The following is a 26,591-nucleotide window of genomic DNA, read 5'->3' as shown; positions in this document are numbered from 1 at the left end:
AGAGCCCCTCTCCAACTCCGTCCGGTGCGTCAGCGCGCCAGCATCGTCTGCGGCAGCCAGGTCACGATGGCGGGGAAGACCGTCACGATCGACACGCCGATCAGCATCAGGATGAAGAAGGGCATGGTGTAGCGCGTCACCTCGAAGATGCCCTTGCCGGTCAGCCCTTGCAGCACGAACAGGTTGAATCCGACCGGCGGCGTGATCTGCGCCATTTCGACCACCAGCACGATGAAGATGCCGAACCAGACCAGGTCGAAGCCGGTGTTCTGGATGATCGGCAGCACCACCGAGACGGTCAGCACGATCATGCTGATGCCGTCGATGAAGCAGCCCAGAATCAGGTAGATCACCGTCAGGCAGGCGATGATCATGTAGGGGCTGAAGCCCTGCGCGCCGACCCAGGACGCCATCGCTGCCGGAATGCCCGAATAGGCCATGGCCTGGGTCAGGAAGGCCGCGCCGGCGAGGATCAGGTTGATCATGCAGGACAGCCGCACCGCGCCCATCAGGGACCCGGTGAAGGACGACCAGGACAGCGACCCGCCCCAGGCGGACAGCGCGAGCGCACCGGCCACGCCGAAGACCGCAGCCTCGGTCGCCGTGGCCCAGCCGAGGTAGATGCTGCCCATCACGAAGCCGATCAGCAGCACGACGGGGATGAGCTGCCCGCTCTCCCGCAGCTTCTTCCCGAAGGACATGGGCGGGTCGGAAGGCGGCGTCTTGTCCGGGTTCAGCATCGACCACACCGCGATGTAGCCGCTGAACAGGATCATCAGCATGATGCCGGGCAGCACGCCGGCGATGAACAGCCGGACGATCGAAACCTCGGCGGCCACGCCATAGACGATCATCACGATCGACGGCGGGATCAGCAGCCCGAGCGTGCCCGCGCCGGCCAGCGACCCGATCGCCATCGGCAGGTGGTAGCCGCGCTGGGTCAGCGCCGGCAGCGACATCTTGCCGATCGTCGCCGCCGTCGCGGCCGAGGATCCCGACACCGCCGCGAAGATGCCGCAGCCGATGACGTTCACATGCATCAGGCGACCGGGCAGCCGCTGCACCCAGGGGGCAAGGCCGCGGAACATGTCCTCCGACAGGCGCGTGCGGAACAGGATCTCGCCCATCCAGATGAACAGCGGCAGCGCGGCGAGCGTCCAGGAGGCAAGGGACTGCCAGATCGCCGTGCCCATGACCTTTTCGGGCGGCATGGTCGGCATGGCCGGGATCAGGATGGGCAGCACCGTGACGCCGACCAGGCCCACCAGGGCCAGCGCCAGCCCGATCCAGATGCCGAAGCCGAGGAAGAGGAACAGCAGCCCCAGCATCAGGGCGCCGGCCTCGGTCTGCGCGAGTTCCATCAGAGTTCCTCCCCGGCCCGTTCGAGCGCCGAGGCCTCGGCCGCCTTGCGATAGGAGGGCGTGCCCCCCGTCAGATGTACGATCAGGTCGTCGAGCAGGCAGAGCGCGAAGAGCGCGACGCCGGTGCCCACCATGAGCTGCGGCATCCACAGCTTCCAGGCGATCGACCCCTGCGCGACATCGTCAAATTCGAAGCTGTCCGAGGCGAGGTCGAGCATGGAATAGGCGAAGAAGGCGCAGAGCCCAAAGGAGGCGAGCAGCGCGATGGTCTCGAGCACGAAGCGCGGTGCGCCGCGCAGATGCCCGATGATGAGGTCGACGCGGATATGCGCCCCATGCCGGAAGGCATAGGCAAGGGGCAGGGTCGCCGACCCCGCCACCGCGAAGCCAGTCAGGTCATCCGCGCCGAGCACGGCGACGCCGAACTGCCGGCCGATCACCTGCGTGGCGATGATGGCGGCGATGGCGGCGAGGGTGACAGCGCCACCGATGCCACCGAGGAGATACAGCGCGTCCAGCGCGCGACGCAGCAGCCTCATGAGGCGGAGCGGCGGGAAGGGGCGGGAAGGGTCATACGGGCACGCTCCGATACGCGGCAGGACGGGGCCCGCCTTGTAGCGGGCCCCGGTGGTGTCAGGCGATGGCGGCGCGATAGGCGTCGATCAGGCGCTTGCCATCGTCGCCGGCCTTGGCCACCCACTCGTCGGTCTGGGTGTTGCCGATCGCCCGCAACCCCTGCATCAGCGCGGGGGTCGCGGTCGCGATGGTCATGCCGTGCTGGCCGAGCATGGCTTGCTGATCGGTCGTCGCCTTGTCGGACAGGTCCCAGCCGCGCGTCTCGGCCGCCGCGGCCGCGCTGCGGATCATGGCCTGCAATTCGGCCGGCAGGGCATCGAGGTCGCGCTTGCGCACGATGATCGCGTTCTTCGTGCGGGCGAAGCCGATGGGCGTGAAGACCCTGCAGAAATCCCAGGCCTGCACATCCACGCCGGTCGCCGCCGAGGTGACCATGACGTTCACCACACCGGTCGCGAAGGCCTGCGGCACCTCGGCCTGCTGCACCAGGGTCGGCGTCGCGCCGGCGAGCGTCGCGAAGCGGTTGGTCAGCACGTTGTAGGTGCGCATCTTGGTGCCGCGCAGCGCCTCGACCGTCTCGACCGGAGCGTTGGTGTAGAGGCCCGATGGCGGCCAGGGCACCCAGTAGAGCAGCGACAGGCCGCTGCGGTTCAGCCGCGCCTCGACATAGGGCTTCTGGAGCTCGGCGAGCTTGCGCGCCTGGGCGGTGGTGGTGACCAGCATCGGGATGCCGTCCACCTCGAAGAACGGATCCTCGTTGCCATAGGCGGAGAGCAGGATCTCGCCCATCTGCACCTGGCCGGTCTGCACGCCGCGCTTGATCTCGGTCATCTTGAGCAGCGCGGCGTTGGAATGCAGCTGCAGCGACAGCCGGCCATTCGACCCCGCCTGGATGGCGTCGAGGAAGCTGCGCAGATTCTGCGTATGGAAGTTGCCGTCCGGATAGGCCGTGGCGACCTGCCAGCGCGTCTGCGCGGCGGCTGTGCCGAGGCCGAGGCCGGCCGTGGCCAGTCCTGCGGTGGCGGCGAGAACGCCGCGACGATGCATCAGGCTCATTGGGTGAAGCCCCCTTCTTGTGGTTCTGAGCGGGCGGCATATTCGTCGCCGCGCCGCGTGCGGTGCAAGTGGGGCTGCGCGGCGAATGGGCAGAAAGCCACGGCGTCTGCCTATTCTCTGGGCGAGATGGCGCGCCGCTGCCCGCGGCGCGCGCATCCTGCGGTCAGGCCGCGCGGTACTGCTGGAGCAGGCGCTGGCCGTCAGGCCCGGCGCGCTGCGCCCATTCGTCGGCCATGGTCGCCCCGACCTTGGCGACATCCTCGAGGAGCTGCGGCGTGGGCTGCATCACCTGCATGCCGTTGCGCGCGAGCGTCGCCTCGGTCTCGCGCGTCGCGGCTTCGGAGAGTTCATAGCCGCGCGTCTCCGCGCGTGCCGCGGCGGCGCGGATCGCCTGCTGCAGTTCGGCGGGCAGGCCCTCCAGCGCGCGGCGGGAGACGAAGACAGCGTTCTTCGTCTGGGTGAAGCCGAGCGGGATGAAGACCTTCGCGTAGTCCCAAGCCTGGGTGTCGACGCCGGTCGCCGCCGAAGTCACCTGCGACTGCACCACGCCGGTCGCGAAGGCCTGGGCGAGTTCCGCCGACTGCACCAGCGTCGGCTGCGCGCCGATGAGCTGGGCGAAGCGGTTGGTCATCGGGGAATAGGTGCGGAAGCGCGACCCGCGGAGCTGCTCGAGCGAGGTGACCGGATTCTGCGCATAGAGACCCGCAGGCGGCCAGGGCACCATGTAGAGCAGCGTCAGGCCCTGCCGGGCGAAGCGCGCCTCGATGAAGGGGCGCTGGAGGTCGGCGAGCTTCTTCGCCTGCGCGAAGCTGGTGACGAGCTGCGGCAGCGCGTCGGCGTCGTAGATCGGGTCTTCGTTGGCATAGGCCGTCAGCAGGATCTCGCCGGCCTGGACCTGGCCGGTCTGCACGCCGCGCTTGATCTCGGTCATCTTGAGCAGCGAGCCATTGGAATGGAGCTGCACGGACAGGCGGCCATTCGCGGCCTGCTCGACCTCCTGCAGGAAGGTCTTGATGTTGCGGGTATGCAGGTTTCCGTCGGCATAGGCGGTGGCCATCTGCCAGCGCGTCTGCGCCTGGGCGGCCACGGGGGCGAGGGCAGCAAGCCCGGCGGTGCCCAGCAGGGCACGGCGATTCACGGTGATCATCCGGCGTATCCTCATCTCCGGCCGCGGCGCGGGCGCTGCGGCAACGCAGGGAGGTTACGCCGGACTCCGTGATCCCTCAAACCGGGTAGGCGGCGGGATCCACCCCGGCCTGGGTGAGGAACTGGCGGATCTCCACCACCTCGTCCTTCGACAGGCTGTGTCGGGTGTCATGGAAGGCGGCCGCATGGCCGTTCAGCTTCACGCCGACACGGCCCGTGCCGGTGTGGTCCACCTCCGCGCCGAGTTCCTCGAACACTGCCTGCACCGCCTTGGGGTCGATATTGGCGCTGACCGGGTGGGCGAAGATGGCGTGGAGCACCTTGCGGTGGCGATGGTTCATGGGCTGCGGACCTTTCCTGATACCGTGCGAATGTTGATTATTTTCCAGGGTTTCGCGACGAATGCCTTGCGCCGGATCAAGTCCTGTCGAGACCTTTCGGAGGCTTCGCTGCACCGCAACGCAATCGCATCCCACCCATGCGGATGTCGCAAAGGCGCCGCAAACCGGAATCACCCTATTGTTCCGCGAGTCGCAGCCGAGGAGCGCGTAGCAAATGACTGAAGTGAAGGTGGAATTGCCCGACGAACTGGCCGCCGAGATCGCCCGCCGGGCGGCTGCCCTGGGCACCACCGCCGAGGAATGGGTGTCTGCCGTGGTGCAGGATCTTGCCGCCGACCTGCCGGAGGAGATGGGCGAGGGCCCGGACGACTTCATCGCGCGCTGAGCGCGCCTTCTTTCCTATTCGAGCATATCGCAGGCCATCCTGTGGCGTTCCGTGCGCGGCGCCATCGGCCGGCGTTGTGCGATGCGATCGCCCGATCGGGCTGTCGAGCAGCTGTCCTGTGCGGCGTGGCTATGGCCGGCTGGCGCAGGCGATGGCGCAGCGCGGCGGTCCTTGCCTTCGACCGCTCACCCAGAAACGAAGAAGGCCCCGAGGTTTCCCCCGGAGCCTTCCCATCGCGTGGCCGGAACCCGGCCCGCGGAACCCTGGTGACCTGCCGGTCAGTGACCGGCAGTGATCCGGGCCACGGGCACGACAGCCCGATTGATGCGATGAGACACCGGATCACCTCCTTTCGGTTGTTGACGACAGAAAGGATGCTGCACCTGCGGGCGACCCGGCTGCAAGCATTTCGATGGAGTCGCCTTCACTCCGGATTGCCGGCGCCGGGTGCGGCGAGATGCCGTTCGACCAGCGCCCGCGTCGCCGCCGAGGGCACCACCGGCACGATCTCGAAGGTGACCAGGTCACCCCAGAACAGCACCCAGTCCTGAAGCAGGAGCGGGTCGTCGCATTCCATGAGCTGGAAGCAGCGGTCGAAATTGGTCTCGATCCAGGAGTCGACGTAGCGCAGCCCCTCCGGCACGCCGCGCCCCGCATCGCGCAGGCGCCGATAGACCGCTTTCGCGTCACGGTCGCGGAAATGCTCGATGACCATGAACAGCATCGCCGCGCCCCCCCGGCCGATGGCCCGCACCGCGCGGCGATGCGCGGTGCGGGCCGGATCGCCTTACGACAGTTCGGCGTAGGCGCCGTTGCGCCAGATGTAGAAGACGTAGTCCGGCACCGTGACGTCGCCCTTGGCGTCGAAGCTGATCGGGCCGAGCACCGTCTGCCATGGGCCGTCCGACTTCAGCACCTGCGCAAGGCGCCGCGGATCGACGCTGTTTGCCTTCTTCGCAGCGTCGGCGAAGATCTGGATCGCGGCATAGGTATAGAGGACATAGCCCTCCGGATCGACGTTGCGGGCGCGGAAGCGCTGCACCACCTCGGCCGCCGTCGGACGCTTGCGCGGGTCTGAGGAGAAGGTCATCAGCGTGCCTTCGCCCGCCGCGCCCGAGATCTGCCAGAACTCGTTGGTCACCAGCGCGTCGCCGCCGATCAGGGTGACGTTCATCCCCTGCTCCTTGGCCTGGCGGATGATCAGTCCGCCTTCCGTGTGGTAGCCGCCGAGATAGATGACGTCGATGTTGGCGGCCTTCATGCGGGACACGATGGCGCTGTAGTCGCGCTCGCCGGGCGTATAGGCGGCGTACATCGTCTCCTGCATGCCGCCGGCGTTCAGCGCCTTCTTGGTCTCGTCGGCGAGGCCCTTTCCGTAGGCGGTGTTGTCATGAAGGATCGCCACGCGCTTGCCCGCGAAATTCTGCAGGATGTAGCGCCCGGCAACTTGGCCCTGCTGGTCGTCGCGGCCGCAGGTGCGGAAGGTGTTCCACTTGCCTTCGTCGGTGAAGCGCGGATTGGTCGAGGCGGGCGACATCTGCAGCACGCCTTCCTCGGCATAGACGTCGCGGGCGGGGATGGAGGAGCCGGAGCAGAAATGCCCCGCGACGAAGACAACCCGCCGGCCGGCAAGCTGGTTCGCGACGCTGACCGCCTGGCGCGGATCACAGGAATCATCGCCGATCTCGAGGGCGAGCTGACGCCCCAGCACGCCGCCCGCGGCGTTGATGTCGGTCACCGCCTGCGTCGCTCCTTCGCGCATCTGGGTGCCGAAGGCCGCGTACTGGCCGGTCATCGGGCCGGCCGTCGCGATGCGGATGGGCCCCGAGGCCCCCTGCGCGAAGGCATCGCTGCCAATGGCCAGGGTGCCGAGGCCCGCACCGAGCACCAGCCTACGTGTCGTGAGCATGTGTCGTCCCCTTTGCTTGAAGCCGACCGCCACCGGATCGAGGGGCGGCCCTGAGTGAGGTGAGGTTAAGGAGACGGAAGGCCCTTGCCCAGCGTGACCTTGCGCACGGCGGGGGCGGGACCTGCTCTGGCATGGACCGTAACGTCCTGATACTATTGTCTCGCGATCCTGACCCGGGAGTTTTTTTGATGCGAGCCTCGATCCGCCGTCCAGTGGCCAGCGTGATGTCGGCAGCCATGCTGGCGGGCTGCGTTTCCACGCAGTTGGGCCGCATCGGGCCAGATGATGGCCGGGACGTGTGCCGGGCCTATGTCGTGCAGCTCGATTCCACCGGTGATTTCTACGCTGAGGACATCCTGCGCGGCGCGGCGGTCGGTGCCGGGCTGGGGGCGCTGGGCGGGCTCGCGATCGGCCTCGCCACGGGGCGCCGCGGGGGGGATCTCGCCGCGGCCACCGCGATCGGCGCGGTCGCCGGCGGCGTTGCCGGCGGCGTCGGCGGCTACATCCAGGCCCGCCAGCGCCAGGCACAGAACCAGGGTGCACTGGTCCAGGCTGTCGGTGGCGACCTCACCAACGAGAATCGCCAGCTCGAAGCGACCCAGGTCGCCTTCAACCAACTCGTCGACTGTCGCGTGAACGCGGCGAACCGCATCCGCAGCGACGTGCGCGCCGGCGTGATCAGCCGCGACCAGGGCATGGCGTTGATGACCTATCAGCGCGACCTGATGCGCCGCGACGTCGCGCTCGCCCAGCAGATCAACCAGAAGATCGGCACCCGCGGCGCCGAATTCGACAGCGCCATCGAGACCATCGCCCCGGGCACCAAGCAGCAGATGGTGGCACGCCGTACGGTCGCCGCACGGCCGACCACGGCGCGCGTCTCCGCCCCCATTCGCATCCGTCCGGACGACGGTGCGGCGCAGGTCGGCCAGCTCAACCGCAGCGAATCGGTCACCGTGACCCCGGCCGAGGGCAATTTCGCCCGGGTCGAGACCTCCTCCGGCGTGGTCGGCTACGTGCCCGCCAACGCGGTAGGCGTACGCGGCCTCGGCAGCCCGAGCGCCAGCGTGAGCGGGCGCGGCGAGGACGGCCAGTTCCGCCAGCTCGCCGCCACCAACATCGCGCGCCGCGATGGCTTCAGCGAGAGTGTCGAGAATGCCGACCGTCTGGCCCAGGGCCAGGGCTTCGAACTGGCCAGCAGCTAGGGCCATGGCCGTGCGCCGCCTGCTCCGCGGACTCGTCCTCGCGGCGACGATCGCCGTGTGCGGGCCGGCGCAGGCGCAGGCGCCGGCCGAGCCGCCGCAGCAGCCTTTCCTGCGCATCGAGGCCGGTGCGCATATCGCGCCGATCGGTCGTCTCGCGACCACGGCCGATGGCGGTACGCTCGCCACGGTCTCTGACGACAAGACGCTGCGGCTGTGGAACCTGCCGGAGGGCACGGAGCGCCTGGTCATCCGCCCGCCCATGGGGCCGGAGGCGGAGGGCGAGCTCTATGCCGTCGCGCTGACGCCGGATGGCAGCCGCGTCGCCGCGGCGGGCTACACGGCGCGATCCTGGGACAGTGCCTTTGCGCTGTACCTGTTCGACACGCAGACGGGGCGGCTCGCGGCGCGGCTGCCCGGGCTCACCGCGCCGGTCCAGCATCTTGCCTTCTCGGCCGATGGCGGTCGCCTCGCCGCGGCCCTGGGCGGGCGCGCGGGCATCAAGGTCTGGGACGCGCGCAACGGCCGGCTGGTCTTCGAGGATGCGAGCTTCGCCGGCCCTGCCCGCATGGTGGCCTTCGATCGCGACGGGCGCGTCGCGGCGGCCGCGGCCGATGGCACGGTGCGGCTCTACGCCCCTGATGGGCGGAAGCTCGCCCAGCGCGTCCCGGTTCAGGGCGCGCGGCCCTATGGCGTCGCCTTCTCGCCCGAAGGGGCTCTGCTGGTCGTCGGCTATGAGGATCGCCTGCGCGTCGAGGTGCTGAGCACCAGCGACCTGCGCACCGTGCTGGTCCCCGATACCAGTGGCCTGGCGGGCGAGGGGCTGCCCGCCGTCGCCTGGGCGCATGACGCCAATGGCGGGCTGCAGCTCTATGCCGGCGGCTATGCGCGCTTCAACCGGCCGGCGGCGCAGCAGGGGGCGACGCCGGCGCCAGCGACGACGCGGACGGCGCCGCAGCGGCAGCCGGCCTCCTCCTCCTCCTCCTCCGCGCCGAGCCCCGGGGGGCGCGGGCTGGTGGTGCGGCAGCAGCAGCCCATGACGGCGGTACTGGATCCGGCGCTGGTCTCGCCACCCGATACGCGGCGGGAATTCGTTATCCGCCGCTGGGCGGATTTCGGCTTCGGCGCGGCGACGGACATCCCGGCGGCACGGGATGCGATCTCCCACATGGTGCCGCTGCCGCAGGGCGGGCTGGTCTATGCGGCGGCCGATCCGGGCTGGGGGCGCATCGCGCCGGACGGGGCGCTGGCCGTCGCGCCGCGTCCGCCCGGCGGCGATTTCCGCAATACCGGCGTGACGCTCGCGCTGTCTGCCGACGGCACGCAGGTCCTGTTCAGCCTGCGCGCCGGCGGCGCGCCGGTCATCTTCGACCCGTTGACCGGCAGCCTGACCGCCTGGCAGGGCGAGCCCGGCTTCGCCACGGCGCGGACCGAGACGCCGCGGATCCGTGTGCTCGACTGGCGCAACTCCAACCGGCCGCGGCTGAACAACGTGCCGCTGCGCCTGGACGAGGGCGAGTTCGCCCGCAGCCTCGCCATCCTGGTACGGGATGACGGGTTCCTCCTCGGCACCGACACGCATATCCGGCTGTTCGACGCGCAGGGGCGGCTGGTCGATTCCATCCCGACCCCGGGCGCCGTCTGGGGGCTGACGGTGGCGGGCGACATGGGTGTCGCCGCGCTCGGCGACGGCACCATCCGCTGGTATCGCTTCCAGGCTGGCGCGCTGCGCGAGCAGGCAGCCCTGTTCGTCCATGCCGAGACGCTGCGATGGGCACTCTGGACCCCAGAGGGCCTGTTCGACCACGGCGCCAATGGCGGGCAGGAGCTGGTCGGCGTCCATCTCAATGCCGGCCGCAACCAGACCCCGGAATGGGCGTCGTTCCAGCAGGCCTATCGCGCGCTCTACGCGCCGCGGGCGGTCCGCGGGCGCATCGCGGGCGATTTCGCGCCGGCGCAGGAGCGGCTGACGCAGCTTGGCGAGGTGCGCAGCCGGATCGGCCGCTTGCCGACGCTGGCGCCCGGGTCGCTCTGCGCCGTGGTGGGGACAGAGTGCCAGGCGATTGCCTGGGATGCGCGTGCGCTGCCGGAAGGTGCGACGGCCCTGCGCATGGCCTTCCGCGCGACGGATCGCGGCCTCGGTTTCGGGCCGCTCGACGTGCTGGTGAATGACCGCCTTGCGGCCCGCGCCGAACCAGCGGTGGGGGAGGCGAGCGTCGAGGTGCCGCTCGACCCCGGCAGCAACCGCATCGCGACGCGCCTTTACGCCAGCGACGGGACGCTCTTCGCCGAAGGCCCGAGCCTGACGCTGCGCCGGCCCGGCGAGCCCGACGCGCCGCCAGGTGCCGGCCGGCTGGTGGTGCTGGCGATCGGCGTGAACGAATACGCCAATCGCGAGCTGAACCTGCGCTATGCCGAGCCCGATGCGCGTTCGGTCGGCGAGGCGCTACGGGCTGCGGGGACCGGGCTGTTCCGCGACGTCGACCTGCGCTTCCTGCCGAGCGCGCGCGCGACGCGGCGCGGCGTGCTCGATGCGCTGGCCGCGGTGGCGCGGGATACCGGGCCGGCGGATACCTTCATCCTCTACATCGCGGGGCATGGCATCGTCTCGCCGAACAACCGCTTCCTGTTCCTGCCGTCGGATGTGCGGGACATCAGCAGCTTCGACGTGCTGCGCCAGGAAACGCTGGACGACACGACGCTGGTCGCGGCGCTGTCGCGCATCCGTGCGCGCGACGCCTTCATCATGATCGACACCTGCTATGCGGGGCAGGTGGACATCGACCAGCTTGCGGCCATCGGCAATGACACCGGGCGCTTCCTGCTGGCGGCGTCGTCCTCGGTGCAGGAAGCGCTGGATTCCTACGACGACCGCAACGGCGTCTTCGCCTATGCCCTGATGGAAGGGCTGCGCGGCCGCGCCGCGGTGGATGCCGAGGGACGGGTGACGGCGCTGGCACTCGGCGAATGGGTGATGCGGCGCGTGCCGCAGCTCGCGCGGGAGAAGGGGCACCAGCAGAATGCGGTGTTCCGGGCGGCACAGCGGGATCTGCGGTCCTTCCCGGTGGCGGTGGTGCCGCGCAACGGGGGCTGAACGGAGGGGCGCTGCTCCGTTCCCGATCAGCCTGGATCCGTCGCCACGCAGCCGCCGCCGGCCCGCGTGAAGGATTCGACGCGGTCCGCCCGGATCTCGAAGGTCACCCGGCAGGGCGGCGGCGGCGCATAGGCCGGGTAGCCCATCCCCCAGCCCCAGCCGCCCGCATAAGGCCCGCGCCAGCCGAAGCCGCCCAGGCCCACGCCGAAGGTCGGCGCCGGTGTCGGCGCGCTGGTGCCGAGCCGTTCGTATTGAAGGAAGCGCCGGCCATCGGGCGTGCTGAAGTCGCTGTCCGGCACGCCGATACGCTGCACCAGGTCGCCGACCGGCAGGCCGACGAGTTCCTGCATCCGGGCGTCGAAGCCGGCCTGGGAGGCACAGCCCGCCAGCAGCAGCCCGGCCATGAGCATCAGCTTGCGCATGGAATTGAGAATGGGATGCAAGTGGGGCGGTTTCTAGGCGGCCTCGCCGGCGGCCCAGCCGCTCGACCAGGCCCATTGGAAATTGTAGCCGCCGAGCCAGCCAGTCACGTCCACCGCCTCCCCGATCACGAAAAGGCCCGGGATATCCTTCGCGGCCATGGTCTTCGAGGACAGCGCGGCGGTGTCGACGCCGCCGAGGGTCACCTCGGCCTTGGCATAGCCCTCGGTGCCGGCGGGCTCGATCCGCCAGGCCTTCAGCATCGCGCCGAGGCGCTTGAGATCGGCATCGCCGATCTCGCCCATGATGCGCGGCGGCAGATGCGCCGCAGCGAGCGCCTGAGCCAGGCGCTGAGGCAGCAGATCGGCCAGCACCGTGCGCGCTTCCGCCTTCGGCCGCGCGCGCTTCGCCGCCAGCAGCAGCCCGGTGGCGTCGCGGTCCGGCAACAGGTCGAGGGTGATGGCCTCGCCGTCCCGCCAGTAGGAGGAGATCTGCAGCACCGACGGGCCGGACAGGCCGCGATGGGTGAACAGCATGGCCTCGGGAAAGGCGGCGCGACCACAGCGCGCGACGATTGGCAACGCGACGCCGGCCAGTGGGCGCATCAGATCGAGCGCCGCATCATCGAAGGTCAGCGGCACCAGCCCTGGCCGAGGCGCGACGACCGGCAGGCCGAAGCGGCGCGCCACGTCATGCGCGAAACCTGTCGCGCCCATCTTCGGGATGGACAGGCCCCCGGTCGCCAGCACCAGCGAGGCCGCGGTGACGGCACCGTGGTCGGTCGCGATGGTGAAGCGATCGCCGCGCGTGATGTCCGTGACGCGATGGCGCAGCCGCAGATCGACGCCGGCGGCCTCGCATTCCGCGAGCAGCATGTCGACGACCTGCCGCGCTGACCCGTCGCAGAACAACTGCCCCAGCGTCTTCTCATGAAAGGCGATACGGTGCTTCGTCACCAGCGCGATGAAGTCCCGCTGCGTGTAGCGGGCCAGCGCCGAGCGCGCGAAATGCGGATTGGCGGACAGGAAGCGTTCCGGCACGACGCCGAGATTGGTGAAGTTGCAGCGCCCGCCGCCGCTGATCAGGATCTTCTTGCCGGCCTCGTCGGCGTGATCCAGCAGCAGCACGCGCCGCCCGCGCTGCCCCGCGCGCATGGCGGCGAACAGCCCCGCCGCGCCAGCGCCGATCACCACCACATCGAATTCGGTCACGCGGCGGCCGCCAGCCCTGCCATGGCGCGGCCGACCGCCTCGGCGACGCGAATGCCGTCCACCCCGGCCGAGAAGATGCCGCCCGCATAGCCCGCGCCCTCGCCGGCGGGGAACAGGCCCTGGGTGTTGATGGACTGGAAATCCGCCCCGCGCCGGATGCGGATGGGGGAGGAGGTGCGCGTCTCCACCCCCGTCATCACCGCATCTTCCATGTCGAAGCCGCGGATCTGGCGGCCGAAGGCGGGCAGGGCCTCGCGGATGGCGGCGACGACGAAATCCGGCAGGCAGCGCGCGAGATCCGTCGGCGTGACGCCCGGCTTGTAGGACGGCACCACGCTGCCGAGTTCCGTCGATGGCCGCCCCGCCAGGAAGTCCCCGACACGCTGCGCCGGCGCGTTGTAGTTGCCGCCGCCGGCGATGAAGGCCTGTTCCTCCCAATGCCGCTGGAAGGCGATGCCCGCGAGCGGGTGCCCCGGATAGTCGCGATCCGGCGTGATGCCGACGACGATGCCGGAATTCGCGTTCCGCTCGGCGCGCGAATACTGGCTCATGCCGTTGGTGACGACGCGGCCGGGTTCGGAGGTCGCCGCGACCACGGTTCCGCCGGGGCACATGCAGAACGAATAGACGTCGCGCCCTGTGCTGCCGTGATGCACCAGCTTGTAGTCGGCCGCCCCCAGGATCGGATGTTTCGCGAAATCGCCGAAGCGTGCGGCATCGATGATCGACTGGGGATGTTCGATGCGCACGCCGATGGAGAACGGCTTGGCCTCGATGAACACGCCGCGGTCGAACAGCGCCTGGAAGGTGTCGCGCGACGAATGGCCGATGGCGAGCACGACATGGTCGGTCTCGATCGTCCCGCCGGCTTCGGTGATGACGCCGCGGATCGCGCCGCGGTCGATGACGAAATCGGTGACGCGCGTGCCGAAGCGGTATTCGCCGCCGAGCGCGGTGATCTTCTCGCGCAGGGATTCCACCATCGTCACCAGGCGGAAGGTGCCGATATGGGGCTTGGCCACATACAGGATTTCCTCGGGCGCGCCGGCGGCGACGAATTCCTCCAGCACCTTGCGCGTCAGGGATTCCGGCGCCTTGATGCCGGAATAGAGCTTGCCGTCGGAGAAGGTGCCCGCGCCGCCCTCGCCGAACTGGACATTGCTTTCGGGCGTCAGCTCGCGCTTGCGCCACAGCGCCCAGGTGTCCTTGGTGCGTTCCCGCACCACCTTGCCGCGGTCAAGGATGATCGGCCGGAAGCCCATCTCGGCGAGGATCAGCGCGGCGAAGATGCCGCAGGGGCCGGTGCCGATCACCACGGGGCGCTTCCAGCCGGCGGCCGGCGCCCGGGCAACGGGGCGATAGGTGGTATCCGGCTTCGGGCCGAGCGTGCGCGCGAGCGTCCGGTCCCGGGCCGCGCGGCGCAGCAGGGCGGTCTCATCCGAGACCTCGATATCCACGGAATAGACGAGGACGATCTCGGACCGCTTGCGTGCATCCCAGGCGCGTCGGGCCACGTGCAGGCTGCGCAGCTCGGCCCCGCGCAGGCCCAGCCGGGCGCGCACCGCGGCTTCGAGGGCCTCGGGCGGGTGGTCCAGCGGCAGTTTCAGTTCGGTCAGGCGCAGCATTCGGGGGGCTATAGCATAGGGGCGATGGGAGATAGGTTAGGCCGAAGAGGAATTGGAGAGGGGCTTTGTCCCTCTCCAAACCTCACCCCACCATCGGGGCCCCATCGACGGTGCTGCGCAACGCCGATGGGTGCCCCTGGATGCTGGGCATCCTGGACCGCAATCTTCTGGCGCCGGGCATATCGGGCATCCGGAACCCCCTCAGCGCCTTCCGGGCGCGGGAGCGGGTTACGGCACCCATTCCCGCCCATGGCGCCCGGCGCCAGGTGACGGTTTCCAAAGGCCCCGGGCCTTTGGTGGGGAGAGGGACGGAGAGGGGAAAAGCCCCTCTCCGGGACGTCTAGTGCCCCCCGCCCAGATACGCGTCCCGCACCTCCGGCATGGCGAGCAGTTCCCGCCCCGACCCTGCCAGGGTGATCCGCCCGTTCACCAGCACATACCCCCGATGCGCCAGCCGCAGTGCCTGGTAGGCGTTCTGCTCCACCAGCAGCACGGTCAGCCCTTCCTTCTCGTTCAGCTCCCGGATCGCGGCGAAGATCTGCCGCACGATCAGGGGTGCGAGGCCGAGGGAGGGCTCGTCCAGCAGCAGCAGCCGCGGCTTCGACATCAGCGCCCGGCCGATGGCGAGCATCTGCTGCTCGCCCCCCGACAGCGTGCCGCCGCGCTGGGACTGGCGTTCCTCCAGCCGGGGGAACAGGGCGAAGACCTGGCGCAGCAGCGGGGCGGGATCGTGCCTGGCGACCTGCGCGCCCATCAGCAGGTTCTCCATCACCGACATGCGCGGGAAGACGCGGCGGCCTTCCGGCACCTGTGCCAAGCCGAGGCGCATGATCTCATGCGTCGGCAGGGCGGTGATGTCGCGATCCTCGAAGACCACACGGCCGGACCGTGCGCGGGGATCGCCGCAGATCGTCATCAGCAGGGTGGATTTGCCCGCGCCGTTGGCGCCCACAAGCGTGACGATCTCGCCCTGCGCGACGGTGATGGACACCTCCCGCAGCGCCTGCACGGCGCCATAGGCGGTTGAGACGGTGTCGACGGCGAGCATGGTCATGCCTCGTCATCCCCCTCGCCGAGATAGGCGGCGATGACGCGCGGATCGGCGCGGATCTCGGCGGGCGTGCCGTCGGCGATCTTGCGGCCGTGGTCCAGCACGACGATGCGGTCGGAGATGCCCATGACCACGCCCATGTCATGCTCGATCAGCAGGATGGAGCAGCCGCCGGCCTGGATGCGGCGGAGCAGGCCGGACAATTCGGCGGATTCCCGCGGGTTGAGGCCGGCGGCGGGTTCGTCCAGGCAGAGCAGCGCGGGATCGGTGCACATGGCGCGAGCGATCTCGACGCGGCGCTGCTGGCCATAGGGCAAGGCGCCGGCGGGGTCGTCCGCGCGTTCGATCAGCGCGGTCTGTTCCAGCCAGTGCTTCGCCTTCTCGATGGCGGCCTTCTCGGCGCGGCGATAGCGGCGCGAGCCCAGCAGCGCGCCGATGCCGAAGCCGGTCGCGGCCATCAGCGTGTTGTGCTGCGCGACGAGCAGGTTCTCGAGCACCGTCATGCCGGGAAACAGCCGGATGTTCTGGAAGGTGCGGGCGACGCCGGCGCGGGCGATGTGGTGGCCGGGCAGGCGCTGCAATTCGATCGGCGCGCCATCCGGGTGAAGGCGCAGCGTGCCGGCGGATGGCCGGTAGAAGCCCGTGATGCAGTTGAACAGCGTCGTCTTGCCCGCGCCGTTGGGGCCGATGATGGCGGTGATGCCACCGCGCAGGGCGGCGAAGGTGACGGTATCGACGGCGACCAGGCCGCCGAAGCGCATGGTCAGGTTCTCGGCTTCGAGAATGGGGGCCGTCATGCCTCAGCCATGCCCCTCGGCGACGTGCTCGGCGCTGATGCTCCGCCGCTCGCCGAGCGCCACCGTGGGCGTGCGATGCCCCACCAACCCGCGCGGCCGCACCACCATGATCAGCACCATCGCGCCGCCGAAGACGAGCATCCGCCATTCGTCGAGGTCGCGGAACACCTCGAACCCGCCGATCATCACCAGCGCGGCGATGGCGATGCCGATCTGGCTGCCCATGCCGCCGAGGACGACGATGGCGAGGATGATCGCGCTTTCGATGAAGGTGAAGGATTCCGGGCTGATGAAGCCCTGCCGCGTGGCGAAGAAGGACCCCGCGAAGCCGGCGAACATCGCCCCGAGCGCGAAGGCGGTCAGCTTGGTCGCGGTGATGTTGATGCCGAGGGCACGGCAGGCGATCTCATCCTCCCGCAACGCTTCCCAGGCGCGGCCGAGCGGCTGGCGGCGCAGCCGGATCGACACCCAGTTGGTCAGCAGCGCGAGGCCCAGGATCAGGTAGTAGAGGAAGATCACCCGATGGCTCGGTGACGGCTCGATGCCGAAGAAGCCGGCGAAGGTGTCGGGCTCGCCGGACATCGAGAAGGACAGGCCGAAGAAGGTCGGGCGCGGGATGCCCGACACGCCGTTCGGGCCGCCGGTCAGGCTGACCCAGTTCAGCAGGACGATGCGGATGATCTCGCCGAAGGCGAGGGTGACGATGGCGAGGTAATCCCCGCGCAGCCGCAGCACCGGGAAGCCGAGCAGGATGCCCCAGAATGAAGCGAGGATGCCGGCCAGCGGCAGGCAGATCCAGAAGGACAACCCGAAATTCGTCGCCAGAAGGGCGTAGGAATAGGCCCCGACCGCGTAGAAGGCGACGTAGCCGAGGTCGAGCAGCCCGGCGAGCCCGACCACGATGTTCAGCCCCCAGCCGAGCATGACATAGGTCAGCACCAGGATGCCGAGGTCGAGCTCATAGCGGCCGGTGCCGGGAATGAGCGGCAGGGCGACGGCGAAGGCGAGCAGCACCGGCGCGACGAAGGTCCCGGCGCGGCGGATCGCCTCGGTGCGTGCGGCCGAAGGCGGCTTCGGTTCGCCGCGGACGGCGCGCCAGGCCATCAGCGCGATGCGTCCCACGAAGGCGATGCCGACCAGGATCGCCACATCGCCCCAGCGCTGGCGCAGCACCAGTTCGCCGGTCGGCCCGACATCGGTGCGCAGCCCCACCATCGGCGCGAAGAGGCCGAAGGCGACGAGCGCGGTCAGCGCGGCGTCCTTCAGGACGGCCGGGGTCATACCTTCTCGACCTCCGCCCGGCCGAGCAGCCCGGTCGGCATGAAGATCAGGGTGATGGCGAGGATGGAGAAGGCCGCGACATCCTTGTACTGCACCGAGAAATAGGCCGACCAGAAGGTCTCGATCAGCCCGATCAGAAGGCCGCCGAGCACCGCGCCGGGCAGCGACCCGATGCCGCCGAGCACGGCCGCGGTGAAGGCTTTCACCCCGGCGAGGAAGCCGATGTAGAAGTCGATCACGCCATAGCGCAGCAGGAACATCGTGCCCGCCACGGCGGCGAGCGCCGCGCCGATCACGAAGGTCAGGCTGATGGTCCGGTCGGTGTCGATGCCGAGCAGTGCCGCCATCTTGCGGTCCTGCTCGCAGGCGCGCATCGCGCGGCCGAGCGGCGTGCGCGTTACCAGCCAGGTAAAGATCGCGAGCACGGCGAGCGTCACCGTGATGATCAGCATCTGCATGTAGGAGAATTGCACGACGAAGGATTGGTGCTCGACGATCGTCACCCCGCCCGGCAGCATCGCGTCGATCGGCTTCACGCGCGCGCCCTGCGCCACCTGCACGTAGTTCTGCAGCACGATCGACATGCCGATGGCCGAGATCAGCGGCGCCAGGCGGAAAGACCCGCGCAGCGGCCGATAGGCCACGCGTTCCACCGTCCAGCCATACAGCGCGGTGATGCACATGGAGATCAGCAGCACGAGCAGGATCGCCGCCGGTCCTTCCATGATGCCGCCCGAGACGAACATGACGACCGAGATCAGCGCGACGAAGGCGCCGATCATGAAGATGTCGCCATGGGCGAAGTTGATCATCCCGATGATGCCGTAGACCATGGTGTAGCCCACGGCGATCAGCCCGTAGATCATGCCAAGGCTGACCCCGTTGATCAGCTGCTGCAGCGCATAGGCCACGGAACCCCCGTCGATCAGTCTCCCTTGCCGGGAACGCTAGGGCAGGGCGGGGGCGGCCGGAAGCGGATTCGGTCCCGATCGCAACTTCGTTGCGGGGGCGGCGTTGATGGCTCCGTCAAGCAAAGACGGAGAAGGACCCATGCGACGCACTGCCCTGGCAGGCCTTTCCCTCCTCGCGCTGTCAGCCTGCGCGCAGACTGCGCCAGGCGTATCGCGCGCGGCGGACCTCGCCGTGGTCATGCCCATGACGGGCCAGCAGGTCGTGCTGTCCGGCGAGATGACGACGAGCCGCATCCCGGTCGGAGGGTCGAGCACGGAACCGCGCCACGACCTCGTCATCCGCGCGAACGGCCAGACGGCGATCTCGGGCAACCTCGTGACCTATGGCGTGACGACGCTGGAAGGCTATGCCGGCACCATGCCGCTCGCCGCCGCCTGCCGGTCCCGGGAGCTCGCGCGCGCCGATCGCCAGTTCGACTGCGGCATCAGCCTGAACGGCCAGCCGGTGGGGACGATGTCCTTCCGCGCCACGCCGACCGGTCCGATGCCGCCGGTGGTCGGCGGCTGAGGCGGCGCCGAGACCCCTGAAGCGGATCACACCGCGTGGCGTGCGGCGCTTGCCGCGCGCCGCGTGGCCCGGCAGGAAGCGCACATCGTTCCCCTGCTGGAGGTTTCCGATGGTCCGCCGTTTTACCGTCGATGTGCCGCGCATCCTGCTCGGCCTGCTGTTCCTGGTCAGTGCCGCCGATGGCTTCTTCTGGATCTTCACCGGTGGAAACCTGATCCACCCGCCCACCTCCGATATCGGGCTGCGCTTCGAGGCCGCGCTGAAGGAAAGCGGCTTTATCTGGCCGTTGATGAAATCAATCGACCTCGTCGCCGGGCTGTGCCTGCTGTTCAACCGCTTCCCTGCGCTGGCGCTGCTGGCCCTGCTGCCGATCATCACCGTGATCGTGCTGTTCCACCTGGTGCTGAACCCGGGGGGGATCCCGGTGGCGGCGGTGCTTGCCGCGCTGACGGCGCTTCTGCTGTTCGGCTACCGCGATCGCTACCGGCCGTTGCTGCAATAGACGGGCAGCGCGGGCACGAGGCGCGCCGCGCCATGGTGCAATCGTGCCCACGGCTCAGGGCGGCTATGGGACAAGGTCAGCCGATGTCGCGATGAGAGAAGGGGAATGGTGCCCAGGGGCGGAATCGAACCACCGACACTGCGATTTTCAGTCGCATGCTCTACCAACTGAGCTACCTGGGCCCATTGAGGTTCCCGTGGGAACCCGGCGAGGCCGCGGGGAATAGCGGACCACGCCGCGCCTGTCCAGCCGGGTCAGCGCTCTTCTTCATCATCGGCCGGCGCGGCCGGGATGGCGTAGCTCTCCGTCATCCAGCGCCCCAGATCGACCTGCGCGCAGCGCGCCGAACAGAAGGGCCGCGCGGCCTCCTGTGCCGGGCGGCGGCAGATCGGGCAGCGGGGCAGGGGGCGGGGCGGCGATCGGTCATCCGCCACGGCGCATCTCCTCGATAACAGGCTCGCTGGCCGCGGCATCGGGCACCAGGGCCAATGCCGCGCCGGCCTCGGCCGCATGGTCTTCCAACGCGCCAGGCAGGCCTTGCAAGGCTGCGACGACAGCCGGCGTCGCGCGCAGCGCGAATCGCGCGCCAGGCCGTGCGGCCGCCTCCCGCACCGCCTGGCGCAGTGCGGCGAGCCCCCGTGTCAGGGCCGAAGCCGGCCGCCCCAGCACCTCATGCAGCGGCGGGTGGATGCGGTCGCGCACGATCTCGGCCATGCCCAGATGCGTAAAGCCCAGCAGCCGCGCATGGCGGTCGGGCGCCAATGCGGCGCGCAGCGGCTCAGCCAGAGCCTCCCGCCGTTTGGGCGTCAGCCCTGCGAAATCGACCAGGAGCGCGCCGGCCAGATTGCGTGCGCGGATCTGTCGGGCGAGTTCCGGCAGCGCGTCCCGGTTCAGCGCGACCACGGCCTGCGTGCCGCGCGCGCCGGCGGCGCTGCCGGCATCCATGTCGATCGCCGTCAGCGCCGGCGTCGGATGGATCAGCAGCCGTCCACCGCCCGGCAGGGGGGCCTCCGGGCCGGCCAGGACGTCGAACTCGGCCTCCAGCGCATCATCGAAGGCCGGGGAGGCCACCAGGCGCACGCGGTCCCCCAGACCCGCGCGCAGCCGGGCCATCAGCGCCGCGCTGTCCACCCGCAGCTCGGCCGCCGGGTAGCGCGCGGCGAGCCGCGCCGCCGCGCTCGGACCGCGCGCCACGAGCCGCGGCGCACCGGCCGGCGCGGCGGCGACCGCGGCCGATTCGGCCTCGGACAGCCGGGCGGTCACGCGCGGCCCCTTGCCGCCCTGCGCCGCGCGGGTCACGCGCAGCGGCAGGATCAGTCCCTCCTGCACCGCGGCGGCGATGGGGCGACGTTCGGCACTGGCCTCGCTCTCCGGCAGGAAGCCGGTCTCGCCACCGGCCAGGGCGATGAAAGCCCCGGCCATGGCGGGGGCCACCGCGCTCACGCGGCCGCGCTGGAGGTCCCCCACGCCATCGGGGCGGGCAGGGCGCTCCACCCAGGCCTCGGTCAGCACGCCGCCTTCCAGCAGCGCCGTGCGCAGCTCGCCGGGCGAGGCGCTGACGAGGATTGCCGCGCCACTGGGCGCGCGGGGGTCTAGGGCCGCAGCCATCCGATGCCGCGCAGCAACTGCGCTGTCTCGAACAGCGGCAACCCCACCACGTTGGAATGGCTGCCAGAGAGGAAGCGGATGAAGGCCTCAGCCCGCCCCTGGATGGCGTAGCCGCCCGCTTTGCCCTGCCACTCCCCACGGGTGAGGTAGTCAACTACCTGCTGCCCCGTCAGGCGCTGGAACGTCACCTGGCTTTCCACGGACCGTTTCAGCCGCCGCCCATCAGGCAGGGCCAGCACCACCGCCGTCGTCACGCGATGCCGGCGCCCCGAGAGCAGATCGAGGCATTCGCGCGCCTGATCCTCGGTCTCGGCCTTGGGCAGGATTCGGCGGCCCACGCCGACCACGGTATCGGCCGCCAGCACAATCGCTCCAGGCGCCGCAGCAGCCCCGGCTTCCGCCTTGGCAAGCGCCAGACGCGCGGCATGGGGCCGCGGGATCTCGCCCTTCAGTGGGGTCTCGTCGATGTCGGTGGCAACCACCCGGTCCGGCACGATGCCGAGGCGGGCAAGGAGATCCAAGCGCCGCGGACTGGCGCTCGCGAGCACCAGCGGCGGGCGCATCTCGGTCACGGGCGCGGTTACTTGAAGCGGCCCCGGCGCATGCCGGTCACTTGAATCGAAACGTGATGCGGCCCTTGGTCAGGTCGTAGGGCGTCATCTCGACATTCACGCGGTCACCGGCGAGCACGCGGATGCGGTTCTTGCGCATCTTCCCGGAGGTGTGCGCGAGGACCATGTGGTCATTGTCCAGCTTCACGCGGAACATGGCGTTGGGGAGAAGTTCAACGACCTGGCCGCTGAACTCGATCATGTCTTCCTTGGACATCGGGCCTCATTGTCTGGCGCGCAGGGCGCGCATGGAGGTTCGCGGCGCGGCGCGCCACGTGAAATCGGCGGGAAAATGGTCTCGGGGGCCGCGCGGGTCAAGCGCGGCGAGGCCTCAACCGCCGAGACGCAGCGCCACGCTCCGTGCATGGGCGGTCAGGCCCTCGGCTTCGCCCAGCACCACGGCGGCCGGTCCCACGGCCGCGAGAGCGGCCTCATCCGCCTCCACCCAGGTGGTGCGCTTGAGGAAATCGAACACCGAGAGCCCCGAGGCGAATCGCGCCGTGCGCCCTGTCGGCAGCACGTGATTCGGCCCCGCGACATAGTCTCCCACCGCTTCCGGACAGAAGCGCCCGAGGAAAGCCGCCCCCGCATGCCGGACCTGCGCAAGCAGGGCGCGGGGCTGATCCACCATGAGTTGCAGATGCTCCGGCGCCAGCCGATTGGTCAGGGCGGCTGCCTCGGCGAGGTCCCGCACCAGGATCACCGCGCCGTGCCGCGCCCAGGATTCGCCGGCGATGGCCGCGCGCGGCAGGTGGCGCAGTTCGGATTCGACAGCCGCGACCACTGCCTCGGCCAGGCCGGCATCCGGCGTGATCAGGATGGACTGGGCGCTTTCGTCGTGCTCCGCCTGCGCCAACAGGTCGACCGCCACATGGCGCGGATCGTTGGCGGCATCGGCGATCACCACCACCTCGGACGGGCCGGCGATCGAATCGATGCCCACTCGCCCGAAGACCTGGCGCTTTGCCTCCGCGACATAGGCATTGCCGGGGCCGCAGATGCGATCGACCGGCGCAATTGAGGCGGTGCCCCAGGCCATGGCCGCGATCGCCTGGGCCCCGCCGATGCGGAAGATCTCGCTCACCCCGGCCCGCTTCGCCGCGGCGAGGACGAGGGGATTGGTCTCCCCCTCCGGCGTCGGCACGCACATGGCGATGCGCGCAACACCCGCCGCCCGCGCCGGGATCGCATTCATCAGCACGGAGGACGGATAGGCCGCCTTGCCGCCCGGGACATAGATGCCGACCGCGTCGATCGCCCCCCAGCGCATGCCGAGCGTCAGCCCGGCCGCATCCGTCATCTCGAGGTCGCGCGGCAACTGCGCGCGGTGGAACGCCTCGATGCGCTCGGCGGCGAGGTTCAGCGCGGCGCGGCGTTCCGCGTCGATGCGGGCATCGGCGGCCTCGATCTCCTCAGCCGTGACGCGGAGCGCGTCGGCGCTCTTCGGCGTCCAGCCATCGAATCGCGCGGTGAGGTCCATGAGCGCCGCATCACCCCGCGCTCGCACATCGGCGATGATGCCGGCCACGGCGGCGTCCACCCGCGCGGTCGTCTCGCGCGCGTCGTCGAGCAGGGCGGTGAAGGCGGGCTCGAAATCGGGGTCGGTGGTGGTCAGGCGCTTCATGCGGGAACATCCTGGGGAGGGCGCTGGTGGCGGGGCTCTGCCCCTCCAAGCCACCCCGCCAAAGGCCACAGGGCCTTTGGAAACCGATACTTGGCGTTGGGCGGGGCAGGCATGCCGGCATGGCGCTGTTGCGCTACGTGCCCGGTGCCCCGGTCAACAAGATGCCGACCCGCGGTGCAAGGCACCCGGTATCGGTTTCCAAAGGCCCTGTGGCCTTTGGTGGGGTGAGGTGCGGAGAGGGGCAAAGCCCCTCTCTGCGTCCCCCGCCCCGTCATCGCGCGTCGCGTTCGGCGAGCGCCGCGCGGAACCGCGCGATCCACGCCCCGATCGCCTCCGGCCGCGTCTTCAGCGCCGTGCGGTTGACGACGAGGCGCGAGGTGACGTGCGCGATCACCTCGGTTTCCTTCAGCCCGTTCGCCTTCAGCGTGGACCCCGTCTGCACCAGGTCCACGATCAGCCGTGACAGCCCCATGGACGGGGCGAGCTCCATCGCCCCGTTCAGGTGCACGATCTCCGCCTGCACGCCATGCGCGGCGAAGTGGCGCTGGGCGATGTTCGGGTATTTGGTCGCGACGGTGACGCGCGACCAGCGGCTGGGGTCGTCGGGCTCGGCGGCGACCGGTTCGGCGATGGATACGCGGCAGCGGCCGATGCCGAGGTCGAGCGGCGCGTAGATCTCCGGGTAGTCGAATTCCATCAGCACATCGGCGCCGCAGACGCCGATCTGGGCGGCGCCATGGGCGACGAAGGTCGCGACGTCGAAGGACCGCACGCGGATGACGTCGAGCGAGGGATCATCCGTAGGGAAGCGCAGCCGCCGGCTGCTCTCGTCGGCATAGTCCGCAGCGGGGGTGATGCCCGCACGGGCCAGGACGGGCGCGAGTTCCGACAGGATGCGCCCCTTCGGCAGGGCCAGCACGATCGGGCCGGCATCCTCGGGGGTCGAGGGGGTGATCGGGGTGGGAAGGGCGTGATCCATGGCGGTCTCTACACCAGGAATGGCTGCGCGGGCGTCATCGCCATTGCATGTCAGCCCGGCAACCGTTCGATGTCGGCGCCGACCGCTGCGAGCTTCGCCTCGACCCGCTCATAGCCGCGGTCGAGGTGGTAGACGCGGTTGACGATGGTCTCGCCCTCGGCGGCGAGGCCGGCGAGGATCAGCGAGACGGAGGCCCGCAGGTCGGTCGCCATGACCGGCGCGCCGGACAGCTTCGGCACGCCGCGCACGATGGCCGAGGCGCCGTGGAAATTGATGCGCGCGCCCATGCGGGACAGTTCGGGCACATGCATGAAGCGGTTCTCGAAGATCGTCTCGGTGATCATCGCCGCCCCTTCGGCCACGCACATCAGGGCCATGAACTGGGCCTGCATGTCGGTGGCGAAGCCGGGGAAGGGCTCGGTCATCACATCGGTGCCGCGCAGGCCATTCAGGCGCGAGACCTTGAGGCCGCCATGCGCCTCGGCCACGTCCACCCCGGCATCGCGCAGGATGCGCACGACCGCGCCGAGATGGTCCAGCCGCGCGCCACCCAGCAGCACCTGGCCGCCGGTGATGGCGGCCGCGCAGGCATAGGTGCCCGCCTCGATGCGGTCGGGGATGATCGGGTGGACGGCGGAACCGAGGGTCTTCACGCCCTCCACCACCAGGCGGTCGGTGCCGATGCCCTCGATCCGCGCGCCCATGCGCATCAGGCAGGCGGCGAGGTCGGTGATCTCGGGCTCGCGCGCGGCGTTGACGATCTCGGTCGTGCCTTCGGCGAGGGTCGCGGCCATCAGGATGTTCTCGGTCGCGCCCACCGAGACCTGCGGGAAGATGATGCGCGCGCCCTTCAGGCCCTGCGGCGCGCGGGCCTCGATGTAGCCCGCGGTGATCTCGATCTCGGCACCCATCTGTTCGAGCGCCTTGAGGTGCAGATCGACCGGCCGCGTGCCGATGGCGCAGCCGCCGGGCAGGGACACGCGCGCCCGGCCGAAGCGTGCGACCAGCGGCCCGAGCACCAGCACCGAGGCGCGCATCTTGCGCACCAGGTCATAGGGCGCTTCGAGGTTGCTCGCCGCCCCGGACATGGTGATGGTGCGCGCGGCCTTGTCCCGCTGCACATCCAGCCCGTGCTGGGCCAGCAGCCCCGCCATGGTGGTGACGTCGGCGAGGTCCGGCGCGTTGGTCAGCGTCAGCGGCCCGTCCGACAGCAGGGCCGTCGCCATCAGCGGCAGCGCGGCGTTCTTGGCGCCGGAGATGGCGATGGTGCCCGAGAGCGGCTTGCCGCCGCGGATGCGGATGCGGTCCATGCGCGTTACAGCCTCGGCAGCGCGACGCCGCGCTGGCCCATGTATTTGCCGCGGCGGTCGGCATAGCTGACTTCCGGCGCGCTCTCCCCACTCAGAAACAGGAATTGGCAGACGCCTTCATTGGCATAGACCTTGGCGGGCAGGGGGGTGGTGTTGCTGATCTCGATGGTCACCTGGCCCTCCCATTCGGGTTCCAGCGGCGTGACGTTCACGATCAGCCCGCAGCGGGCATAGGTCGACTTGCCGAGGCAGATCACCAGCACGTCGCGGGGGATGCGGAAATATTCCACCGTATGGGTCAGCACGAAGGAATTGGGCGGGATGATGCAGACGGGGCCCTTGCGGGTGACGAATCCGTCCTCCGAGAAGGCCTTGGGGTCGACCACCGCGTTGTCGACGTTCGTGAAAATCTTGAACTCGTCGGCCGCCCGGGCGTCGTAGCCGTAGGAGGACAGGCCGTAGGAGATCACGCCCTCCCGCCGCTGGGCCTCCACGAAGGGCTCGATCATGCCGTGTTCGGCCGCCATGCGGCGGATCCAGTGGTCGGGCATGATGGACATGGGAACGGGCCTGGCCTGGGGCGTTGGGGCGACCCCCGGGGCGCGACGCGAAGCGGGCGGCGCCCCGGGTCGCGCCGGGGGCGTCCGATTAGCCCATGGGCCGTGGGGGGGCAACCTTAGGCGGCGCGGCGTCCGATTCGGCATCGGCCTCGGCCTCCCGCGCGCGGGCCTGGGCCTTGCGGCGCTTGAGGTTCTCCCGCAGGGCGGCGGCGAGGCGCGCGGCGCGGTCCTCGGCCGGCTTCGGGGGTTTCGCGGGCGGGCGGGTCATGGGGCGGAAAGTGGCGGGGGCGCCGCGACCGGGCAAGAGGGTTGCGCAAGACGGGGTTGCGCAGCGCCAGCCATCCGCTTAGAGAGAGCGCCGCGTTCGCGCCCGGCGCTGTTGTAGCTCAGTGGTAGAGCACTCCCTTGGTAAGGGAGAGGTCGAGAGTTCAATCCTCTCCAACAGCACCACCTAAGGCCCTTG

28 protein-coding genes and 2 tRNA genes are annotated in these 26,591 nt (G+C 70.0%); 6 read left to right on the top strand and 24 right to left on the bottom strand.

All coding sequences use genetic code 11. The annotated features are described in order from the left end of the window. Positions 1–29: 29 nt before the first annotated feature. The 5 genes from KPL78_RS12540 to KPL78_RS12520 form a co-directional block, all read right to left on the bottom strand. Positions 30–1,361, bottom strand: a complete 1,332-nt coding sequence (locus tag KPL78_RS12540) for a TRAP transporter large permease (RefSeq protein WP_219763302.1) — start codon at positions 1,359–1,361, stop codon at positions 30–32. Further along, positions 1,361–1,900, bottom strand: a complete 540-nt coding sequence (locus KPL78_RS12535) for a TRAP transporter small permease (protein WP_219763301.1) — start codon at positions 1,898–1,900, stop codon at positions 1,361–1,363. Before KPL78_RS12535 ends, KPL78_RS12540 begins: the two co-directional genes overlap by 1 nt. A gap of 94 nt (positions 1,901–1,994) precedes the next feature. Then, entirely contained in the window at positions 1,995–2,984 is a 990-nt protein-coding gene (locus tag KPL78_RS12530; RefSeq protein ID WP_255568945.1) for a TRAP transporter substrate-binding protein, read from the bottom strand. A gap of 172 nt (positions 2,985–3,156) precedes the next feature. Beyond that, on the bottom strand, positions 3,157–4,140 hold the full coding sequence (locus tag KPL78_RS12525) for a TRAP transporter substrate-binding protein (RefSeq protein WP_219763299.1): 984 nt from the start codon (positions 4,138–4,140) through the stop codon (positions 3,157–3,159). 76 nt (positions 4,141–4,216) lie between these two features. Next, positions 4,217–4,480 carry a hypothetical protein gene (locus KPL78_RS12520; RefSeq protein ID WP_219763298.1) on the bottom strand — a complete coding sequence of 88 codons (264 nt, stop codon included), beginning with the start codon at positions 4,478–4,480 and terminating at the stop codon, positions 4,217–4,219. A 214-nt stretch (positions 4,481–4,694) separates the two neighbouring features. Here KPL78_RS12520 and KPL78_RS12515 point away from each other — a divergent pair, with 214 nt between their 5' ends. Next, on the top strand, positions 4,695–4,865 hold the full coding sequence (locus KPL78_RS12515; RefSeq protein ID WP_219763297.1) for a hypothetical protein: 171 nt from the start codon (positions 4,695–4,697) through the stop codon (positions 4,863–4,865). A 424-nt stretch (positions 4,866–5,289) separates the two neighbouring features. Here the strand turns inward: KPL78_RS12515 and KPL78_RS12510 are convergent, their stop codons facing one another. Together KPL78_RS12510 and KPL78_RS12505 are read right to left on the bottom strand one after the other, a co-directional pair. After that, complete coding sequence (locus tag KPL78_RS12510; protein WP_219763296.1) at positions 5,290–5,589, bottom strand: DUF3303 domain-containing protein; 300 nt, start codon at positions 5,587–5,589, stop codon at positions 5,290–5,292. Between the two features lie 63 nt (positions 5,590–5,652). After that, positions 5,653–6,774: a branched-chain amino acid ABC transporter substrate-binding protein gene (locus KPL78_RS12505; protein WP_219763295.1), complete on the bottom strand. Its 1,122-nt coding sequence runs from the start codon at positions 6,772–6,774 to the stop codon at positions 5,653–5,655. 188 nt (positions 6,775–6,962) lie between these two features. Here KPL78_RS12505 and KPL78_RS12500 point away from each other — a divergent pair, with 188 nt between their 5' ends. Both KPL78_RS12500 and KPL78_RS12495 read left to right on the top strand, forming a co-directional pair. Then, positions 6,963–7,979 carry an SH3 domain-containing protein gene (locus tag KPL78_RS12500; protein WP_219763294.1) on the top strand — a complete coding sequence of 339 codons (1,017 nt, stop codon included), beginning with the start codon at positions 6,963–6,965 and terminating at the stop codon, positions 7,977–7,979. Positions 7,980–7,983: 4 nt separating this feature from the next. Continuing rightward, a complete protein-coding gene (locus tag KPL78_RS12495; protein ID WP_219763293.1) occupies positions 7,984–11,070 on the top strand; it encodes a caspase family protein in 3,087 nt (1,028 codons plus the stop codon). A gap of 26 nt (positions 11,071–11,096) precedes the next feature. Here the strand turns inward: KPL78_RS12495 and KPL78_RS12490 are convergent, their stop codons facing one another. The 7 genes from KPL78_RS12490 to KPL78_RS12460 form a co-directional block, all read right to left on the bottom strand. Further along, complete coding sequence (locus tag KPL78_RS12490) at positions 11,097–11,513, bottom strand: hypothetical protein (RefSeq protein ID WP_219763292.1); 417 nt, start codon at positions 11,511–11,513, stop codon at positions 11,097–11,099. Between the two features lie 12 nt (positions 11,514–11,525). After that, on the bottom strand, positions 11,526–12,701 hold the full coding sequence (locus tag KPL78_RS12485; protein ID WP_219763291.1) for a BaiN/RdsA family NAD(P)/FAD-dependent oxidoreductase: 1,176 nt from the start codon (positions 12,699–12,701) through the stop codon (positions 11,526–11,528). After that, complete coding sequence (locus KPL78_RS12480) at positions 12,698–14,326, bottom strand: NAD(P)/FAD-dependent oxidoreductase (protein ID WP_219763290.1); 1,629 nt, start codon at positions 14,324–14,326, stop codon at positions 12,698–12,700. The genes KPL78_RS12485 and KPL78_RS12480 overlap by 4 nt, the downstream gene beginning before the upstream one ends. 340 nt (positions 14,327–14,666) lie before the next feature. Next, positions 14,667–15,380, bottom strand: coding sequence for an ABC transporter ATP-binding protein (locus KPL78_RS12475; protein ID WP_432761280.1), 714 nt, complete (start codon positions 15,378–15,380; stop codon positions 14,667–14,669). Further along, positions 15,377–16,174 carry an ABC transporter ATP-binding protein gene (locus KPL78_RS12470; protein WP_219763289.1) on the bottom strand — a complete coding sequence of 266 codons (798 nt, stop codon included), beginning with the start codon at positions 16,172–16,174 and terminating at the stop codon, positions 15,377–15,379. Before KPL78_RS12470 ends, KPL78_RS12475 begins: the two co-directional genes overlap by 4 nt. Before the next feature lie 3 nt (positions 16,175–16,177). After that, complete coding sequence (gene livM, locus KPL78_RS12465) at positions 16,178–17,455, bottom strand: high-affinity branched-chain amino acid ABC transporter permease LivM (protein ID WP_219763288.1); 1,278 nt, start codon at positions 17,453–17,455, stop codon at positions 16,178–16,180. After that, the gene (locus KPL78_RS12460) at positions 17,452–18,366 is read right to left on the bottom strand and encodes an ABC transporter permease subunit (protein ID WP_219763287.1); all 915 of its coding nucleotides are present in this window, start codon (positions 18,364–18,366) and stop codon (positions 17,452–17,454) included. Before KPL78_RS12460 ends, livM begins: the two co-directional genes overlap by 4 nt. Before the next feature lie 139 nt (positions 18,367–18,505). On the opposite strand from KPL78_RS12460, the gene KPL78_RS12455 reads away from it, so the two are divergent. Then, positions 18,506–18,934: a hypothetical protein gene (locus KPL78_RS12455; protein ID WP_219763286.1), complete on the top strand. Its 429-nt coding sequence runs from the start codon at positions 18,506–18,508 to the stop codon at positions 18,932–18,934. 109 nt (positions 18,935–19,043) lie between these two features. Further along, a complete protein-coding gene (locus tag KPL78_RS12450) occupies positions 19,044–19,436 on the top strand; it encodes a hypothetical protein (protein ID WP_219763285.1) in 393 nt (130 codons plus the stop codon). 106 nt (positions 19,437–19,542) lie between these two features. On the opposite strand, the gene KPL78_RS12445 is transcribed toward KPL78_RS12450, so the two are convergent. The 10 genes from KPL78_RS12445 to KPL78_RS12400 all read right to left on the bottom strand — a co-directional run bounded on the left by KPL78_RS12445 (position 19,543) and on the right by KPL78_RS12400 (position 26,396). Then, a tRNA-Phe gene (locus KPL78_RS12445) sits at positions 19,543–19,618 on the bottom strand. 72 nt (positions 19,619–19,690) lie between these two features. Next, positions 19,691–19,870 (bottom strand): DNA gyrase inhibitor YacG, encoded by a 180-nt coding sequence (gene yacG / locus KPL78_RS12440; protein WP_369412744.1) that lies wholly within the window; start codon positions 19,868–19,870, stop codon positions 19,691–19,693. Further along, positions 19,860–21,044, bottom strand: a complete 1,185-nt coding sequence (locus KPL78_RS12435) for a ribonuclease E/G (protein ID WP_219763283.1) — start codon at positions 21,042–21,044, stop codon at positions 19,860–19,862. Before KPL78_RS12435 ends, yacG begins: the two co-directional genes overlap by 11 nt. Then, positions 21,029–21,607: a Maf family protein gene (locus tag KPL78_RS12430; RefSeq protein WP_219763693.1), complete on the bottom strand. Its 579-nt coding sequence runs from the start codon at positions 21,605–21,607 to the stop codon at positions 21,029–21,031. The genes KPL78_RS12435 and KPL78_RS12430 overlap by 16 nt, the downstream gene beginning before the upstream one ends. A gap of 46 nt (positions 21,608–21,653) precedes the next feature. Further along, complete coding sequence (gene infA, locus KPL78_RS12425) at positions 21,654–21,872, bottom strand: translation initiation factor IF-1 (protein ID WP_026033499.1); 219 nt, start codon at positions 21,870–21,872, stop codon at positions 21,654–21,656. 114 nt (positions 21,873–21,986) lie between these two features. Beyond that, positions 21,987–23,279 (bottom strand): histidinol dehydrogenase, encoded by a 1,293-nt coding sequence (hisD, locus tag KPL78_RS12420; protein ID WP_219763282.1) that lies wholly within the window; start codon positions 23,277–23,279, stop codon positions 21,987–21,989. Between the two features lie 271 nt (positions 23,280–23,550). Then, on the bottom strand, positions 23,551–24,258 hold the full coding sequence (gene hisG / locus KPL78_RS12415) for an ATP phosphoribosyltransferase (RefSeq protein ID WP_219763281.1): 708 nt from the start codon (positions 24,256–24,258) through the stop codon (positions 23,551–23,553). A 50-nt stretch (positions 24,259–24,308) separates the two neighbouring features. Next, complete coding sequence (gene murA / locus KPL78_RS12410) at positions 24,309–25,568, bottom strand: UDP-N-acetylglucosamine 1-carboxyvinyltransferase (RefSeq protein WP_219763280.1); 1,260 nt, start codon at positions 25,566–25,568, stop codon at positions 24,309–24,311. 5 nt (positions 25,569–25,573) lie between these two features. After that, positions 25,574–26,128: a dCTP deaminase gene (gene dcd / locus KPL78_RS12405; RefSeq protein ID WP_219763279.1), complete on the bottom strand. Its 555-nt coding sequence runs from the start codon at positions 26,126–26,128 to the stop codon at positions 25,574–25,576. Between the two features lie 88 nt (positions 26,129–26,216). Continuing rightward, positions 26,217–26,396 (bottom strand): hypothetical protein, encoded by a 180-nt coding sequence (locus KPL78_RS12400; protein WP_219763278.1) that lies wholly within the window; start codon positions 26,394–26,396, stop codon positions 26,217–26,219. Between the two features lie 107 nt (positions 26,397–26,503). Here KPL78_RS12400 and KPL78_RS12395 point away from each other — a divergent pair. Further along, a tRNA-Thr gene (locus KPL78_RS12395) sits at positions 26,504–26,578 on the top strand. Positions 26,579–26,591 lie beyond the last annotated feature (13 nt).

The organism is Roseomonas alba, assembly GCF_019430885.1.
GTDB lineage: Bacteria > Pseudomonadota > Alphaproteobacteria > Acetobacterales > Acetobacteraceae > Neoroseomonas > Neoroseomonas alba.
The sequence above is the reverse complement of the archived record's forward strand: the minus strand, read 5'-3'. Positions and strand labels throughout refer to the sequence as shown.

Coding starts and splice junctions, on each gene's coding strand:
- KPL78_RS12475 (WP_432761280.1), bottom strand. CDS start 15,380: ATGACCATGCTCGCCGTCGACACCGTCTCAACCGCCTATGGCGCCGTG.
- KPL78_RS12495 (WP_219763293.1), top strand. CDS start 7,984: ATGGCCGTGCGCCGCCTGCTCCGCGGACTCGTCCTCGCGGCGACGATC.
- KPL78_RS12505 (WP_219763295.1), bottom strand. CDS start 6,774: ATGCTCACGACACGTAGGCTGGTGCTCGGTGCGGGCCTCGGCACCCTG.
- KPL78_RS12470 (WP_219763289.1), bottom strand. CDS start 16,174: ATGACGGCCCCCATTCTCGAAGCCGAGAACCTGACCATGCGCTTCGGC.
- KPL78_RS12500 (WP_219763294.1), top strand. CDS start 6,963: ATGCGAGCCTCGATCCGCCGTCCAGTGGCCAGCGTGATGTCGGCAGCC.
- hisG (WP_219763281.1), bottom strand. CDS start 24,258: ATGGATCACGCCCTTCCCACCCCGATCACCCCCTCGACCCCCGAGGAT.
- KPL78_RS12400 (WP_219763278.1), bottom strand. CDS start 26,396: ATGACCCGCCCGCCCGCGAAACCCCCGAAGCCGGCCGAGGACCGCGCC.
- infA (WP_026033499.1), bottom strand. CDS start 21,872: ATGTCCAAGGAAGACATGATCGAGTTCAGCGGCCAGGTCGTTGAACTT.
- KPL78_RS12530 (WP_255568945.1), bottom strand. CDS start 2,984: ATGCATCGTCGCGGCGTTCTCGCCGCCACCGCAGGACTGGCCACGGCC.
- hisD (WP_219763282.1), bottom strand. CDS start 23,279: ATGAAGCGCCTGACCACCACCGACCCCGATTTCGAGCCCGCCTTCACC.
- KPL78_RS12540 (WP_219763302.1), bottom strand. CDS start 1,361: ATGGAACTCGCGCAGACCGAGGCCGGCGCCCTGATGCTGGGGCTGCTG.
- KPL78_RS12535 (WP_219763301.1), bottom strand. CDS start 1,900: ATGAGGCTGCTGCGTCGCGCGCTGGACGCGCTGTATCTCCTCGGTGGC.
- murA (WP_219763280.1), bottom strand. CDS start 25,568: ATGGACCGCATCCGCATCCGCGGCGGCAAGCCGCTCTCGGGCACCATC.
- KPL78_RS12525 (WP_219763299.1), bottom strand. CDS start 4,140: ATGATCACCGTGAATCGCCGTGCCCTGCTGGGCACCGCCGGGCTTGCT.
- KPL78_RS12435 (WP_219763283.1), bottom strand. CDS start 21,044: ATGGCTGCGGCCCTAGACCCCCGCGCGCCCAGTGGCGCGGCAATCCTC.
- KPL78_RS12450 (WP_219763285.1), top strand. CDS start 19,044: ATGGTCCGCCGTTTTACCGTCGATGTGCCGCGCATCCTGCTCGGCCTG.
- KPL78_RS12520 (WP_219763298.1), bottom strand. CDS start 4,480: ATGAACCATCGCCACCGCAAGGTGCTCCACGCCATCTTCGCCCACCCG.
- dcd (WP_219763279.1), bottom strand. CDS start 26,128: ATGTCCATCATGCCCGACCACTGGATCCGCCGCATGGCGGCCGAACAC.
- KPL78_RS12510 (WP_219763296.1), bottom strand. CDS start 5,589: ATGCTGTTCATGGTCATCGAGCATTTCCGCGACCGTGACGCGAAAGCG.
- KPL78_RS12430 (WP_219763693.1), bottom strand. CDS start 21,607: ATGCGCCCGCCGCTGGTGCTCGCGAGCGCCAGTCCGCGGCGCTTGGAT.
- KPL78_RS12515 (WP_219763297.1), top strand. CDS start 4,695: ATGACTGAAGTGAAGGTGGAATTGCCCGACGAACTGGCCGCCGAGATC.
- KPL78_RS12480 (WP_219763290.1), bottom strand. CDS start 14,326: ATGCTGCGCCTGACCGAACTGAAACTGCCGCTGGACCACCCGCCCGAG.
- KPL78_RS12455 (WP_219763286.1), top strand. CDS start 18,506: ATGCGACGCACTGCCCTGGCAGGCCTTTCCCTCCTCGCGCTGTCAGCC.
- livM (WP_219763288.1), bottom strand. CDS start 17,455: ATGACCCCGGCCGTCCTGAAGGACGCCGCGCTGACCGCGCTCGTCGCC.